The 15,490-nt window shown below is 64.9% G+C and carries 14 protein-coding genes; 8 read left to right on the top strand and 6 right to left on the bottom strand.

The window, feature by feature from the left end; genetic code table 11:
- Position 1 precedes the first annotated feature (1 nt).
- The 3 genes from ACFQQD_RS05775 to ACFQQD_RS05765 form a co-directional block, all read right to left on the bottom strand.
- A complete protein-coding gene (locus ACFQQD_RS05775) occupies positions 2 to 1,096 on the bottom strand; it encodes a Zn-dependent alcohol dehydrogenase (RefSeq protein ID WP_378087155.1) in 1,095 nt (364 codons plus the stop codon).
- The gene (locus tag ACFQQD_RS05770) at positions 1,093 to 1,650 is read right to left on the bottom strand and encodes a hypothetical protein (protein ID WP_378087153.1); all 558 of its coding nucleotides are present in this window, start codon (positions 1,648 to 1,650) and stop codon (positions 1,093 to 1,095) included. The genes ACFQQD_RS05775 and ACFQQD_RS05770 overlap by 4 nt, the downstream gene beginning before the upstream one ends.
- A gap of 180 nt (positions 1,651 to 1,830) precedes the next feature.
- Positions 1,831 to 2,799, bottom strand: a complete 969-nt coding sequence (locus ACFQQD_RS05765; protein WP_378087151.1) for a helix-turn-helix domain-containing protein — start codon at positions 2,797 to 2,799, stop codon at positions 1,831 to 1,833.
- Between the two features lie 323 nt (positions 2,800 to 3,122).
- On the opposite strand from ACFQQD_RS05765, the gene ACFQQD_RS05760 reads away from it, so the two are divergent.
- The 4 genes from ACFQQD_RS05760 to ACFQQD_RS05745 all read left to right on the top strand — a co-directional run bounded on the left by ACFQQD_RS05760 (position 3,123) and on the right by ACFQQD_RS05745 (position 8,125).
- A complete protein-coding gene (locus tag ACFQQD_RS05760) occupies positions 3,123 to 4,433 on the top strand; it encodes a substrate-binding domain-containing protein (RefSeq protein WP_378087149.1) in 1,311 nt (436 codons plus the stop codon).
- An 11-nt stretch (positions 4,434 to 4,444) separates the two neighbouring features.
- Positions 4,445 to 6,064 carry a sugar ABC transporter ATP-binding protein gene (locus ACFQQD_RS05755; protein WP_378087146.1) on the top strand — a complete coding sequence of 540 codons (1,620 nt, stop codon included), beginning with the start codon at positions 4,445 to 4,447 and terminating at the stop codon, positions 6,062 to 6,064.
- Between the two features lie 89 nt (positions 6,065 to 6,153).
- On the top strand, positions 6,154 to 7,071 hold the full coding sequence (locus tag ACFQQD_RS05750) for an ABC transporter permease (protein WP_378087144.1): 918 nt from the start codon (positions 6,154 to 6,156) through the stop codon (positions 7,069 to 7,071).
- A gap of 1 nt (position 7,072) precedes the next feature.
- Positions 7,073 to 8,125, top strand: a complete 1,053-nt coding sequence (locus ACFQQD_RS05745) for an ABC transporter permease (protein WP_378087142.1) — start codon at positions 7,073 to 7,075, stop codon at positions 8,123 to 8,125.
- Between the two features lie 102 nt (positions 8,126 to 8,227).
- Here ACFQQD_RS05745 and ACFQQD_RS05740 read toward each other — a convergent pair whose 3' ends face one another.
- Together ACFQQD_RS05740 and ACFQQD_RS05735 are read right to left on the bottom strand one after the other, a co-directional pair.
- Positions 8,228 to 9,640, bottom strand: coding sequence for an aminomethyl transferase family protein (locus ACFQQD_RS05740; RefSeq protein WP_378087140.1), 1,413 nt, complete (start codon positions 9,638 to 9,640; stop codon positions 8,228 to 8,230).
- A 104-nt stretch (positions 9,641 to 9,744) separates the two neighbouring features.
- The gene (locus tag ACFQQD_RS05735; RefSeq protein ID WP_378087138.1) at positions 9,745 to 11,469 is read right to left on the bottom strand and encodes an AMP-binding protein; all 1,725 of its coding nucleotides are present in this window, start codon (positions 11,467 to 11,469) and stop codon (positions 9,745 to 9,747) included.
- 105 nt (positions 11,470 to 11,574) lie between these two features.
- Here ACFQQD_RS05735 and ACFQQD_RS05730 point away from each other — a divergent pair, with 105 nt between their 5' ends.
- Positions 11,575 to 12,072: a MarR family winged helix-turn-helix transcriptional regulator gene (locus tag ACFQQD_RS05730; protein ID WP_378087136.1), complete on the top strand. Its 498-nt coding sequence runs from the start codon at positions 11,575 to 11,577 to the stop codon at positions 12,070 to 12,072.
- 29 nt (positions 12,073 to 12,101) lie between these two features.
- On the opposite strand, the gene ACFQQD_RS05725 is transcribed toward ACFQQD_RS05730, so the two are convergent.
- Complete coding sequence (locus tag ACFQQD_RS05725) at positions 12,102 to 12,827, bottom strand: GntR family transcriptional regulator (RefSeq protein ID WP_378087134.1); 726 nt, start codon at positions 12,825 to 12,827, stop codon at positions 12,102 to 12,104.
- Between the two features lie 99 nt (positions 12,828 to 12,926).
- Between ACFQQD_RS05725 and ACFQQD_RS05720 the strand changes: the two genes are divergently transcribed.
- From ACFQQD_RS05720 to thiD, 3 genes are read left to right on the top strand one after another with little or no spacing between them, the layout of a single operon-like run.
- Positions 12,927 to 14,054, top strand: a complete 1,128-nt coding sequence (locus ACFQQD_RS05720) for a 4-oxalomesaconate tautomerase (protein ID WP_378087132.1) — start codon at positions 12,927 to 12,929, stop codon at positions 14,052 to 14,054.
- A 49-nt stretch (positions 14,055 to 14,103) separates the two neighbouring features.
- On the top strand, positions 14,104 to 14,610 hold the full coding sequence (locus ACFQQD_RS05715) for a hypothetical protein (RefSeq protein WP_378087129.1): 507 nt from the start codon (positions 14,104 to 14,106) through the stop codon (positions 14,608 to 14,610).
- 1 nt (position 14,611) lies between these two features.
- Positions 14,612 to 15,457 (top strand): bifunctional hydroxymethylpyrimidine kinase/phosphomethylpyrimidine kinase, encoded by an 846-nt coding sequence (gene thiD / locus ACFQQD_RS05710; RefSeq protein ID WP_378087127.1) that lies wholly within the window; start codon positions 14,612 to 14,614, stop codon positions 15,455 to 15,457.
- Positions 15,458 to 15,490 lie beyond the last annotated feature (33 nt).

Here is a 15,490-nt window from a genome sequence, read left to right as displayed (position 1 = left end):
ATCAGAAGGCAGTGATCACCGAGCGCGCCACCGCGCCCTCCTTCAACAAGTCGTAAGCGTCGTTCACCTCGTCCAGCCGAATGTGCTGTGACACCAACTCGTCAAGCATCAACCGGCCCTGCAGATAGCTCTCGGCGTAGTAGGGGATGTCCACGCGCGGATTGGTTGAACCCATGGACACGCCCCGAAGCCCCTTCTGCGGGAGGATCAAATCCTCGAAAATCTGAAAATCGAGCTTCGCTGCCGGCTTCTGCACACCGATCAAGTAGGCGGTTCCGCCGGTGCGGCACATGTTCAACGCCTGGACGGCAGTTCCGGTCAGTCCGATCACCTCGAAGGCGCTGTTCACTCCACCACCGGTCACGTCTCGGACGGCTTCTACGGGGTCCGTCTCGGCCGGATTGACCACATCAGTGGCCCCGAACGCACGAGCCAGCTCGAGCTTGACCGGTTGCAGGTCCACCGCGACAATGCGCCGTGCCCCGGCCATGGCGGCACCCTGGATCACATTCAGTCCCACGCCTCCACAGCCGATCACGGCCACCGTCTGCCCGGGACGTACCTGGGCCGTGTTGATGGCCGCACCGGCACCCGTGACGACACCGCAACCGAGCAGGCACGCCTTGTCGTAGGGGATGTCCGGGCTCACCGCGACCAGTTGGTTCTCATGAACCAGGACCTGTTCGGCGAATCCGCCGATGCCCATGAACTGGAAGAGCTCACCCTCGTCGGTCCGCACCCGTGGTCCGTCCTCGGGAGCCCGACCGACCTCATGTGGGAATTCGCACTGATAGGGACGTCCGCTGCGGCAGGCAGTGCAGTGACCGCACACCGTGATCCCACAGGCCACGACGGGATCACCGACGGCGAAATCCCGCACGCGTGCCCCGACGGCCACGACATCACCCGCGATCTCGTGGCCGAGAAGGGCCGGCATGGGGAAGCCCACCGAGTCCTCCGCCACGGAGATATCGCTGTGGCACAGGCTCGATGCCCGGACCTGAACCAGGACCTCTTGGGGACCGGGCTCGTCCAGGACGACATCGTCCCGAACAACGAACTTCTCGCCGACGGCGGGAGTGATCGCCGCTTTCACAGCCTGGCCTCCGCGCGGGGATCGTCGACACCGACCCAGGGCTGGGCGGGACCGGAGAGCACGATGATGGACGGCTCGCTGCGCTGTCCGTTCTCCGCCGGGAAGGTGCAGGCGGCCACGTAGAGGTCATCATTGATTCTGCGCACCTCATCCACCAGTCCCTCGCGGCCAGTGGGGTTGTCGAAGTCCCCGTACACCAGCAGCAGCGCGGGCTTGCCGTCGATGAGTGACTCACCGGGACGGACGCCGAACCGCATCATGCGAGTCGTGCTGCCGTTGGCATTCAAAATCCGGTTGTATCCCTCATCGCCGTGGAAAGCCTTTCCCAACCACCAGGTGCCCTGGCCGGCCTCGGCCCGTGCCCAGCCGGCGTCCCAGCCCTCTCGGGTATGGCCGAGGTAGTCGTACCCCGAGTATTCGCCGTCCAGCTCACCGTCCGCGGGCGCCGGCAACTGACCGAACAGCTCCAGCAGATCCTGCCGATGCATGCCCAAGAGGTGAGGCGGTCGCCACGCGGACAGGGTCTGCGGATCGTGGGACAGGGTTTCAGCCATGAGATTCCTCCATTCACACCGCGGGGACGCGATGCGTCGACGCGGATCGGTCGTGTGGTGACCTCCGGATGTACCGTCGATCACCCTTGCTGTCATCACACGCTATGGCGGCGAACTGAAGCAGGGTTGCCACTGCGGGCATCTTCCTTGCGCAGGAGCGCAGTGATCGTTCGATGGGCGCTATGCGGCCATTCGCCGGCGAAACTCCGACGGCGTTTCCCCAAAGGTCGCCTTGAAGGAACGGGAGAAGTGCGGCGCGTCCAAGATGCCCCACCTCGCAGCCACCGCGGCGACCGGAGTACTGCGCAGCCGTGGATCGGCCAGGTCCACCTTCGCGCGTTCCAGCCGGCGGTGCTTGATCCACGTGGAGACAGTGTGGCCCTGCTGGTGAAACTGGCCGTGGAGATGGCGTACTGAGATGAATGTGGCTGCCGCCACCGACTGGGGGCTCAGGTCCGGGTCGTCGAGGTGAGACTCGATGTACGCGAGGATCCGCTGCATCAAGGGCTGTTCTCCGGTCGAGTGCGCCCGCGAGTCATCCCCCAGCTCAGAGGCGATGAGCGTCGAGAGGAGGTCCGTCGTGTTCTGGGCCAGCCGTGCACCGTCAAAGGTCGACACGCGGTCGGCCATCCGGATCAACTGGCCGAGAAAGCCGCTCACCGTTGCGGTGACGCCGTCTTCGATCGGCATCCGCACGGCCGTCAATTCCGCAGCCTTCTGCTCCGATATTCCGAGCCGGTTTCGTGGAATGAGGATGATCATGGACCAGTTCTCATCCGTCGTCACCAACGAGTAGGGCACGTCCGAGTCATAGAAGGCGATGTCTCCAGGGCGCAGCACCGCTTCACGGCCAGCTTGCCTGATCAAGCCGCTGCCACTCATCTGCAGGCAGAACTTGTAGGACGCGCGCCGCATTCCGGCAATATGTTCTTCACTTCTGGTGATGGTGTGCTGACTGGTGTGGATCGAGCACAGCTCCATCAGTCCGAATCGCCGTGCGGAGATCGCGCCGGAGAATCGGTGACGGCCACTCTCCACGGCCATGGGCGCGATGGCTTCGGACACATCCCTCGCATAGTCCGACACGCTCTTGTAAACGACGTTGTCCGCTCCCTGCGCGGTCGCAGGAGATCGTGAGTCGACAGTCATGGGCAACCCTTCTCAAACCATGCACGTCAATACATAACTGGAAATCCAGTATGTGACCCGCATCACCTTAGGTTGATGGTCCACCTATGTCCATAGACACAGAACAATCCTGAGTCACGCCCGAACTGAGAGTGATTTGATCCAGGGGGAATCAGTTCTCGGCATTCTTGCCTCAGCGTGCACCCCTTGGCCATGTGAGTCCTCCACCCACTCAGAGCACACTACGTTCGCTCCATATCCCGCACCCGCATTGCGGTCCGGCGTCACGACTCTTCTCCACCCACCGTGAGAATTACTCACTCGTGTCATCTAAAGGAATTCACATGAAGGCAAACATTGGCCATGGTCGCCAGTCCAACCACCGCACCGCACTCCTGACCTGTTCCGCCGTCGCCTCCCTGTCTCTGGTGCTGTCCGGCTGCTCGGGGCAATCGGGACCGGCGGCCGACGCCGGCGACTCCGCCGGCAGCGGCGACCACGGGACCGCCGCTGCACTGCAGGGCGACTGCGGGACGGTGCCGACCGTTGAACCCAACGATCCCGACGACCTCTTGGCGGAGGAAAGCCCGGAACTGAAGGAGCTGTTCAACGGCTTCCCCTACCGGATCGACGCGTCTGCCTGGGCTGACGCAGGCCCGCTGAATGACGGTGAGCCGGCTACCGTCGGCTATCTGCAGCTGGACAGTGGAAGCACCTATGCGAACGCGTTCGCCGGGCAGATCACCGCGTCATTCAAGGAGGCCGAGAGCGAAGGACTCGTGGATCGGCTGATCGTTCAGAACCCCGGCGGCACGGGGGGATCGGTCACCGCGGCCGATCAACTCCGCGCCTACAGTCAGTTGGTCCAGGATGGCGCCGATATCATCATCGCCCAGCCCGTTTCCGGAGACGCTTTCGTACAGGCGGTCAACGATGCCGGAAAGAAGGGTATTCCTACGGTGACCTGGACCGGATTCATTCCCTCCGAGTATGCCGTCGATGTCGCTCCAAACACGTTCACCACGGTGGCTGAACCCGTTTCCCGAGGCCTCGAGAAGATCGATGGCGAGGGGAATGTGATGATTGTCCAGGGCATGGAGGGAATGTCCGTCAACACCGTCTCCGTGGAATCGGCCAAGAGGGTGATCGGACTCTGCCCGGACGTGTCCATCGTCGGAACCCCGGCGGGGGACTTCTCCGAGGCGGCCGCGAAGTCAGCTGTCTCCACCTTCCTGGCGACTCACCCGCAGGAGATCGATATGGCGTATCAGGTGGCCTCCATGGGCACGGGCGTGTTCTCGGCCTTCGACAGTGCTGGCCGAAGCCCGATGCCGATTGTTGTCGACCACATCGCCTCTGCAGCGTCGTTGGCCTGGTGGAAAAAGCTCCAACCGGATGGTTACGAGGGCATCGCCACGGGAGGGAACGGGAAGATGGGCGCCGAAGCTGTCTTCGACATCTCCACCAGGATCATTGAGGGAGAGGGCCCCAAGTTCAACCACATCGTGACCAGCAATCTGCTGATCACCGAGGACAATCTGGACGACTTCGCGGTTCCCGATGCCACCACCACAAGTTCAGAGGAGATCCAGTCACACGGAGAGCTCCTGCCCCAGGAGCAGACCGACCTGATGTTCACGCATCCCGGCGAGTAGTGGTGCCTTCCATGTCTGACCAGACCAACCAGACCAACCAGACCAGCCAGACCGGCCAAGCCCAGCGTTCCGCCACCGCCCTACTCACGGTGGAAGACGTGTCGAAGCGTTTCGGACCGACCACGGCAGTGGCCCAAGCACAATTCGACGTCAGGCCCGGCGAGGTTCTCGCCATCATGGGAGAGAACGGTTCGGGCAAGTCGAGTCTCGTCAAGATGCTCGCCGGCATCCACGTTCCGGACACCGGGACCCTGACTTTGGCGGGGAAATCTCAGCGTGGCTTCGCCTCTCCCCGGCAGGCCATGACGGCTGGAGTCGCGACGGTCTTCCAGGAGGTGCTCTCCGTGGAGCCGATGTCCGTTCTCGACAATCTCTGGCTCGGCGTTGACGGCGTGTTCTCCACGGTGGTCGACCGGCGGACCAAGATCGAGCGTGCTGGCGAGGTTCTGGACCAGCTGTTCCAGACTCCACCCTCCCTGGACAGCCCGATGGAATCACTGTCCTTGAGCGACCGACAGGGGTGCGCCATCGCGCGTGCCCTGCTGCGAAGGCCCCGTTTGCTCGTCCTCGATGAGGCCACATCCGCACTGGACTTCGATGGGCGGTCCAGGCTGTTTGACGCGGTGCGCGGACTCCGCGAGGAGGGCACGGGCATCATCCTCATCACCCACCGCATGGATGAGGTCGAAGAGATCGCCGACCGCATCACGGTTCTGCGGTCCGGACGCACGGTGGGGACGTTGTCCGGAACGAACTGGACCCCGGACGAGGTGATTCGGCTGATGACGGGGAGCGGCTCGCTGGCACCAGCGTCGGTCCGGGACGAGGTTCGGCCGGCCGCGACCGTGGCACCTGTCGTTCTGGAGACGCGAGACCTGCAGACCTCCCCTGACGGCGGAACCATCGAATTTCGCCTTCATGCCGGCGAGTTGGTCGGTCTCGCCGGACTGGAAGGTCAGGGGCAAGCGGATTTCCTGCGGGCGCTGGCCGGAATGGGACAAGTCAGTGGTTCGGTCGTCACCGTCAATGGACAGAACCACCCGCTGACCAACCCCCACGAGGCAGCCAGGCAAAAAGTCGCTTATGTTCCCCGTGAACGTCGGGCCGAATCCCTGTTTCCGTGGATGAGTATCCTGGACAACTTCTCCATCCCGACGCTCTCCCGTGACAGCACCGCCGGCCTCGTCGACGATCGGTCTGCTCGACGCCGATTCGAGCACTATGTCGACCGGCTCAACATCACGTTCCGACGCAGCAGTGACGCCATCACCACGCTGTCCGGCGGCAATCAGCAGAAAGTCGTCATCTCGCGCTGGCTCGCAGCCAACCCGCAGATTCTCTTGCTCAACGACCCGACCCGGGGCATCGACATCAATGCCAAGCGGGATCTATACCGCCTGCTGCACGAGCTGACCAGTGACGGACTGGCCGTGGTCATGCTGTCCACGGAGGTCGACGAGCACCTTGAGCTCATGGATCGTGTCCTGGTCTTCCACGAAGACCACGTGGTGGCCGAACATCGCAAGCACGAGATCACCCGGGACGGCCTCGTGACGTCGTTCTTCGCCACGTTGGAGACGGCGAAGGACTCCAGCTCTCCCAGGAGCCCAGACATGGAGGTGACCTCTTGACCGTGCTCACGACCCCTGAGAATCCGACCACTACACACCCGGCCGAAGCAGCCACCGCGGCGGCCGCCAGACACCGTCGTATCGGGCAAATGCTCCGAGACTATCCCTTCGCGTTCGCCCTCGCGGCCTCCGTGGTCATGCTGGTCATCAATCTGATCCTTCAGCCGAACTTCGGTCCGGTCTTTCAGCTCGCCTCGTTCGCTCCCCTGGCTCTGGCTGCCATCGCCAGTACTCCGGCGGTGGTGGCCGGAGGGATCGATCTGTCCATCAGCGCACAGATGACGCTCACATCGATCTTGTTCATCGGTTATCTCACGCCCGCCGGAATAGGAGGCTGGCCGGCCATCCCTCTGTTGCTCGGCGTGGGCGCCGTCATCGGTCTGATCAACGGAGTGATCGTCGTGTGGCTACGCGTTCCGGCGATCGTCGCCACCCTCGCGAGCATGTTCGTACTGTCCGGGATCAACCTGCGGCTCGCGCCAACACCGTTCAACCTGCAGTGGTCTTGGGTGCAGATGCTGGGCGGCTCGGTGTGGATTATCCCCGGAGGTCTGCTGTCCATCGGCACCGCTCTGCTCATCTGGTGGGCCTTCGCCCGAACCGCCTTCGGCCGGAACACCTATGCCGTCGGCGGAAACGATGCCACCGCGTTCTCCTCCGGCATTCCTGTCGGCGCTGTACGTATCTTGACGTACGTGCTCGGCGGTGTGCTGGCGGCCCTCGGAGGTCTGGCATTGGCCGGGCTGACCAGTTCCATCGATGCGTCCTCCAGCCAGGCCTACATTCTGGGAGCCATCACGGCCATGGCGTTGGGAGGCGTCCGGCTCGGCGGTGGCCGTGGCGGCGTCATCGGCGCGCTGTGCGGCGCCGCTGTGGTCTTCCTCGTGCAGAACATGCTCTCGGTGTTCCATGTCCCCACGACGTGGATGAGTCTCGTCTCCGGATCCCTGTTGCTCTTCGCCATCGTTCTGAGCTCGGTCCTGTCTCCCCAACGAAAGGCCCACTGACATGACCACGTCACTGACGCACCCCGCTTCGCCGGAGAGTGCGGAGGCAGCTACCCCCTCCGGCCCGGGTTCCGGTGAGAGCAATTCCCCCTGGCAACGCCTGGCACTCTGGCAACAGAGGTTCCCTCTCCTCCAGCTAGCGATCACGGTGTTGGCGTTCGCCTTCGGTGCCCTGACGATCGACGGTTTCGGCACGGCTGGAACCCTCAAGTCGATCCTCATTCTGACTGCTCTCGTCGGACTGGCCGGGATCGGTCAGACCCTGGTGGTCCTCATCGGCGGTGTGGACATGTCCGTGGCGAACTTCATCGTCTTCGGGGCCGTGATGGTGACGCAGATCGCGGTGATGTACAGCCTTCATTTCTGGATCGCCTTCGCCATCATGGTTCCTGTGGCGCTGATACTCGGCGGGCTCGTGGGGTGGTTGTGCCACCGATTCTCCGTCGACCCGCTGGTGGCGACCTTGGCGATGGGTTCACTGGCACTCGGTGTGGTCCAGGTCCAGAGCGAAGGAGTCATCGCCGGCGGTGCTCCAGAGTGGCTGACGAAGTTGACGTCGCAACAGTCGACGACGTTCGGCCTCCCCATCCCACCTCTGCTGGTGATCTGGGGAATCGTCATCGTGCTCATGTGGGTGTTTCTGCACAAGACGGTGGCGGGCCGGCGTCTCCAGGCCGCCGGCGCGAATCCGGTCGCGGCGGGCTACTCCTTGATCAGGCTGCGCACCACGTGGATTCTCGTGTTCGCCTTCTCTGCATTGGCCGCCTCCCTGGCCGGGGTCATGCTGGCCGCCTTCGCCGGGACGGTCACCACAGCCATCGGCGGACCGTACCTTTTTCAGTCGCTCGCCGCCGTGGTCGTCGGCGGCACCGTCCTCGGCGGACCGGGTGACTACACCCGCACCGTCGGCGGTGCGCTCATGCTCATGGTGGTGTCCACGGTGATGGTGGGCCACGGATTCACCACCGCTGACCAACAGATTCTCTACGGGGTCATCATCATCCTGGCCATGATCGTTTACGGCCGGGACCGGAAGCTCAAAGACCGGGTGTGACGGTGTGTTGAGCGCTTCCGAAACGCACGAGGCCACGCGGTTCACCCGCGTGGCCTCGTGCGATCAGCAGTAGATCAAACAGAAACTAACAGCAGCGAAGGATCAGACCTCGCCCTTCTTGCGCCAGGAGCCCTCGTAGTTGTCCCGCACCTCGGAGGAGTACGGCACCGGCGAGACGGTGACGTTGACCTCGGTCTGGCGGTGACGCTCCACGGTGGTCTTGCCGGAGCCGCCGTCGGGCTCGCCCCAGATGACCTTCAGGCGGTCTCCGACCTTGACGTCCGGGTCCACGACGGCCAGGGAGAGCGCCGTGCGCTCGTTGTACGAGTAGCCGGTGAACATGGACAAGCCCACGACCTTGCCGGACTCGTCGACGACCGAGTCGAAGTTGGAGGAGCCGTAGTTGGCGTTGGGCAGGTCGAAGAACTTGAAGGGCAGCTCATCCTTGCCGTACATGGAGGCGTGGATCCGCGCCATGTCCTCGTCGTCCCAGGCCAGCGTCACCTTGTGGCGCTGCGTCGAGGCGTCGATCTTCTCCAGGGCCTCGCGACCGATGAAGTCATGGTCGAACTTGATGAAGTTGCCGTAGCCCAACTCCCACGGGGTCGTGTAGTAGTCCTCGATGTTGTCGGAGACGAAGGAGCCGGCGATGGCGTTGTTGGCCTCGTAGGAGTCGGCACCGAGCCAGGCGCGGTAGTCGGCGAGCATTCCGTCACCGGAGTAGATGGCCGGCAGCGGCGAGGGGATCCAGCCGGACTCCAGGGTGTTCGAGGAGTAGGCGCGGGCGCCGACGGCGGCCAGACCGAACTCTTCGCCGGCCTCCATGATCGCCTCGCGGACCTTGTCGTAGTCCTTGTAGTCGCCCCACAGCTCCAGGCCCGGAGCGCCGGCCATGCCGTGACGCAGGGTGCGCACGGTCAGTCCCGCCACGTTCATGGTGTCCATGTGGAAGAACTTCAGCTGCTCCACCGGCCCACCGTTGACCTTCTCGATGACGTCCCAGGCCTTGGGACCCTGGATCTGCAGACGCCAGTACTCGCGCGTCACTGATTTGCCCATCGGACGCGACGGGGAACGACGGTCCTCGATCAGCTCGACGTCGTAATCGCCGGTCTCGGCGTGGAACTTCAGCCAGTTGGTGGCCGGCGCGCGGCCCACGTAGGTGAACTGGTCCTGCTCCTCGTGGAACAGAATGCCGTCGCCGATGACATAGCCGGCGGGAGTCACCGGAACGTACTGCTTGGCGCGGTTGACCGGGAAGTTCTCGAGCGAGTTGATCGCGGTGTAGGACACCAGCTTGTGGGCGTCAGGGCCCTTGATGATCAGGTTGTCCATGTGGTGCGTCTGGTCGAACATGACCGCGGTCTCGCGCCACGCCTTGACCTCGTCCCGCCAGTTGGTGAACTCGGGGGCGACCACCGGGTAGATGTAGGCGCCCACCTTCGAGTTCCGCATCATCTCGACGGGGTTCCCAGCGGCCTCCATGGCCTGCTGCAACGACTTCTGTTCTGACATGTCTTCTCTCCTGCTGTTGTGGTCTCCGTTGGCCTTCAATACCTATGAGCATAGGTATCAGAGTGTGATTCGGGCAACACCCTGCCAATAGTTGTTTGCAACGGCTATGAGGCCCGTGCTCCAAGAGACGATTTAAGTTGGGCCATGTTCAGCTTCCCGGTCGGACCGCGATCGAGGCTGTGCCGCAGCACCAGCGTCCGCGGCTTCTTGAAGCCGGCCAACCGTCCCGCAACGTGGTCGAGGAGGTCGCGTTCAGTCACCTCCGCGCCGGGCTCCACCTCAACGACAGCGGCCACCGCCTCGCCCCACCGAGGGTCCGGTACGCCGAACACCACGACGTCGGCCACCGCCGGGTGCGACAGCAGCGCCTCTTCGACTTCACCGGGAAAAACCTTCTCCCCGCCGGTGTTGACCACGGAACTTCCCCGGCCGAGCAGGTCGATGTAGCCGCCCTCCTCCACCCGCACGTAGTCCCCCGGGGAACAGTGCCGGACCCCGTTGATCACCGGATACGCCTCGGCGGACTTCTCCGGATCGTTGAGGTACCCCTTGGGCAGGGCTCCGCGGTAGGCGAGCACACCCGTGGATCCGGGAACGTCCTGCACCTCCCGCTGGTCAGCATCCAGCACCACGGCGTCCTCGGTCAGCCGGAACCGCGCCGGCAGCTCCTCGGCCCGCGTCGTGGTGGCCATGGCATAGGGACCACCCTCGGTCGAGGCCAGGATATCCACGATGGTCACCTGACCCAGGGCGTGGAGGCGTCGCTTGGTGTCATCACTGAATCGCATGCCGGAGCTGATCACGGAGGACAGACTCGACTCAGCACCGGCGAGTTCGGCCTCCAGGGCATCGAGGAGGGGAATGGCGACAGCGTCCCCCGCGACGATCAGGCGGGTCACCTCTTCGCGCACGATCAGCCGTGCCACGTCGCCCGGCACGAGGCTCGGGTTGGGATTGATCAGGACCGTGCCGCCCAAGGCCAGGGTGTTCATGGCGCTGAACAGGGCCGTGGCGTGGATAAATGGCGCCAGTGGCAGGGTCCTCACCGGCGGCCGGTTCTCGTCCACGGCGATGCGCACGGCGCCCTCCACCTCTTTCGGGAAGGGCACCCCGATCGGCCCGTAGATGGAGGACTGCTGGATGTGCAGCAGATCGCCGATGCCCCAGACCACGGCCTTGGGGGTGCCCGTGGTTCCGCCGGTGAAGATGTACAGCTCCGCCTCCGGATCGGGACGTTCAGGAGCAGGGCGTTCAGGCCCAGAGCGATCCGGAGCCGATGGTGCCTGAGGTGACCGGTCGCCGTCGGGCCAGGCAAGGGCGGGCCGGGCCAGGTCGGGCCGGGCAAGGTCAGCGAAGTGCGTCTCGTGCACACCAGCGTGTCGGGCGTCGCCGTCATCCCCGGGGCGGGCGCCCTCCTCGGGGTCACCAACCTCGAACAGCACTCGGGGACGGCCGCCTCCGTCGACGAGGCGGTCCATCGCATCGTCGACCGGCCCTCGATAGGCGCTTCCGTAGATCAGCGCCACCGGATCGGAGACCCTCATCAGCTCAGCGAGCTCGGAACCGAGATAGCGGTAGTTCACCGAGACCGGGATCGCCTCCAGCTTCAAGCAGGCGTAGAAGGCCACCAGGTACTCGACCGTATTGTGCAGGAAGAACGCGACCCTGGTCCCCGACCCGACGCCGTGATCCGACAACCGATCAGCCACGCGCTGAGCCGTCGTGTCCAGTTCCCCGTAGGTGTAGTCCTGCGAGGGGGATCGCACGGCCAGTCGCTCCGGAGCGCGGCGCGCGATCTCGTTCCAGAGCACGGCGTAGTTTTCGTGCATGAAGGGGCCCTTGTCTCCAGCAGTTGATGATCATGATGATCGGGAACCTCCTCAGTCTCAGGTAGCCTGAAACAATCGTCAAGAGCCACCGACCAAGGAGCCGCCATGTCCGCCCACGCGACCGGATCCGCCCACGGTCACGACGGCCATGACGGCCTCAGCGGTGACGCTGACGGCTGGTTCATCTACATGATCAAGCTGCTGGACACCGGCGTGCGCCCGGTGTTCGAGACAACCGTCGGAGAGCAGGGATTCACGGCGGCTCAGTACACGGCCCTGACCGTCCTGTTGTCCCGGCCGGGGGTGACCTCGTCAGAGTTGGCCAGACGCTCCTTCGTCCGGCCGCAGTCGATGGCCGGAACCATCGGCCCCTTGATCGATCAGGGGCTGATCAGCCGCGCGCCGGATCCGGGAAATGCGCGGCGCTTGCTCCTGCATGCCACGAGGGAAGGCCGGGAAGCGGTGACACATCTCCACGACAGTGTGGCAGCACTCCAGGAACGCCTGCTGGCCGGCCTGGACGATGACCAGCGAGAGTCCCTCTCCACCGCTCTCCGCACCCTGCGCAACAACGTCCAGGACATCAACTCCTCGACGCCGTAGCGCCGCAAGAGCAGACGGGTCTCCCGCACTCAGGACCGTGAGGGCACCGGCTCCCGGGAGGACTCCTGACCTGCTTCCCGGCCTGCCTCCTGACCTGCCTCCTCCACCGACTCCTGAATGGCCGCGCCCACGGAGAGCAGGTGGACCTCCATGGCCTGCGAAGCCCGCTCGGGATCGCGCGAACAGACCGCTTCGATGATTTCCAGATGCTCCGGGAGTGACTGCAGCGCCCGCCCCGGCTTGGCGAACAGTCGGTACTGAAACCGGACGGCCTGGGCTCTCAGCCGGTCGATGGTGGCAGCGGCCGTCTGCTGTCCCGAGAGCCGAATCACCGTGGAGTGCAGATCGGTATTGCCCTGGGCATACGCACCCTGATCCCCCGCCTCCACGGCCCGCTCCATCCGCCGACCGATCTCGCGCAGATCCTGGATCTGACCATCGGTGATCCGCGTCGCTGCCCGCGAGGCACAGAGCGCCTCCAGAGCGGCACGAACCTCAATGATCTCCAGGGCCTCCTCCAGCGGGACGGAACGAACGCGCGCCCCGCGGTTCTGGATCCGCTCCACCAGACCCTCGACGGTCAGCTCCGACAGGGCGGTGCGCACATGACCACGGCTGGCCCCGTACATCTCGGCCAGGTCCGCCTCGACCAGACGTTGATTGGGGACGAGCTCGCCAGCGAAGATGGCCCGGCGGATCTTCCCCGCGACCTCAGACGCGTTCACGGCGGTACTGCCGCGCGCTGCAGTTGCCACTGGTCATCTCCCCCGCTCGTCAGTCATGATGGTTCCGATTGTAAACAATTTTGTCACGGACACCCCGAGTCACTTCCACCGAAGGAAAGAGCTGCTCCGATGAACGCCACGAACATCTCGACTGCCGAGTACTCCACCCACGGAGTTCCCTGCATGATCATGCGCGGCGGGACCTCCAAGGGCCTGTACTTCCTCGCCGATGATCTGCCCGCCGATCGGGCCGAACGCGATGCCCTGTTGTTGCGCCTCATGGGTTCGCCGGACGCACGGCAGATCGACGGCCTGGGCGGCGCCCACCCGCTGACCAGCAAGGTCGCCATCGTCTCCACCCGTCCCGACGGCGGTGTCGACTACCTCTTCCTGCAGGTCGCCGTGGACGAGGCGGTCGTCTCTGACCAGCAGAACTGCGGCAACATCCTCGTGGGCGTCGGACCCTTCGCGATCGAGCGGGGATTGGTCCCAGCACAGGACGGCACCACCGAGGTTCCCATCCACATGCTCAACACCGGATCGGACGCCCTGGCCACGGTCACGACGCCGGCCGGTCGCGTCTCGTACGTCGGCGACACGGAGATCGCCGGTGTCCCCGGCACGGCGGCCCCGGTCGTCCTGGACTACCAGGGCACGGCCGGCTCCAGCTGCGGCGCCCTGTTCCCCACGGGGAACCTGAGTGACACCTTTGCCGGCGTTCCGGTCACCTGCGTGGACAACGGGATGCCCGTCGTCGTGATCGATGCGGCTGAACTCGGCGTGGACGGCACGGAGGAACCGTCCGAGCTGGAGGCCGACGAGCGGCTGTGCGCCACCGTGGAGGCCGTGCGACTGGAAGCCGGCGCCGCTATGGGGCTGGGGGACGTCGCGGCGGCCACGGTGCCGAAGGTCTGCTTGGTTGCTCCGGCACGTCAGGGTGGAACGTTCAACACGCGGTGCTTCATTCCAAAGCGCGTACACGAGGCGATCGGTGTCTTCGCGGGAGCCTCCGTGGCCGTGGCCTGGGCCGTTCCCGGCACCGTCGTCGCCGGGCTGGAGGGCGACCACGCAGTGCAGGACGTCCGTGTGGAGCACCCCACCGGCCATACCGACCTGAAGGTGGAGGTCGAGATCGCCGACGAGCGCCGGCCTGCTAGTCCCGCGAGTAGCTCCGTGACCGCGGAGGACGTCACGGTGCTGGTCACCGGCAGCGTCCGCACCGCCCGCAAGCTGATGGACGGCACGGCGTTCGCCTGATCGGTAGACTGGCACGGGCCTTCAGCCCGCCGTCACCATTGGAGCAGCCATGACCACCCCCATTCCGGTCGCGCCGAGCCGACGCACACGATCGGCGCGCGCCGCTGGTTCTCGACCTCGACTGAGCATGTCCCTCTACGGCTTCCTGGTGGCCTGGCTGGCGCCGAATCTCGTGATGGCCGCCATCGTGGTGGTACTCAATCTGGTTCCCGCCCTCCAGGTGTACGGCTCGCTGTCACCTCTGCTGGCCGTCGTCGGGCTGGCCGGACTGGTCATCGGTCTGCCGCTGTGCCTGCTGGTGAACTGGTTCTTCCGGTATCAGACCAACCAGTGGGTCCATGTGTTCGGCTATGCCCTGGTGGGCATGCTGTACGGAGTCGCCGTGCTGTTCACGGGAGCCGGCGGGCTGGTTCCGATGCTGATCCCGGTGATCGGGTTCCCCGCCGCCATTCTCATGGCCTTGGGACGCAGCGTCGCGCGGCCGTTGGTGGCCGTGGTCCGTCCGCAACCGACGGCGTCACCTGCGCGGATGTCAGCGGAGTCCCCACAGGCCTAACATGGTGGGCATGCCTTCTTCTGCTTCGTACGACGTGCACAACCCCGCCCTCGCCCTGACGATCGCCGGTTCGGAAGCGACTGGCGGCGCCGGAGCCCAGGCCGACCTGAAGACGTTCCAGGAACTGGGCACCTTCGGCATGGTCGCGTTGACGTGCATCGTCTCCTTCGACCCGAAGGACGACTGGAACCACCGCTTCGTCCCCGTGCAGCCAGAGGTGATCGCCGCTCAGTTGGAAGCCATCCAGGCCGACTACGCTGGGACGCTGAAGACCACCAAGCTGGGCATGATGGGGTCCCCGGACACCATCTCCACGGTGGCCACCGCCCTGAAGAATCAGGACTGGGACCACGTGGTGCTCGATCCGGTACTGATCTGCAAGGGGCAAGAGCCCGGCCATGCCCTGGACACCGACCGGGCGCTCTCCGCTGAACTGCTGCCCCTGGCGACCTTCACCACGCCGAATCACTTCGAGGCCGAACAGCTCTCGGGGCTGACGATCGAGACCGTCGAGGATCTCCAGCAGGCCGCGCAGCGTATTCATGAGATCTCCGGTGCCGTGGTCCTGGCCAAGGGCGGCATGAAGCTGGACGGCCCGGACGCCGTGGACGTCTTCTACGACGGCGAGACGCTGGAGGTCCTCTCGGTGCCGAAGGTCGGCGATCACGGAGTCTCGGGCGCGGGCTGCTCACTGGCCGCCGCCGTCACCGCCGAGCTCGCCAAGGGTGCCACCCCGCTCGACGCCGCCCGGCGGGCCAAGGACTTCGTCACGGCCGGCATCAAGCAGCGCGTGGCGGGGAACACTCCCTTCGACGCCTTGTGGCAGGGCGGCCTGCGGGACGCCTGAGGCTCCGCCGGAGTATTCGGAGTACCGCGAATA

The sequence above is a fragment of the Citricoccus sp. GCM10030269 genome (assembly GCF_042665635.1).
GTDB lineage: Bacteria > Actinomycetota > Actinomycetes > Actinomycetales > Micrococcaceae > Citricoccus.
Note: the sequence above shows the minus strand (reverse complement) of the source record. Positions and strands in the feature narration are given on the sequence as shown.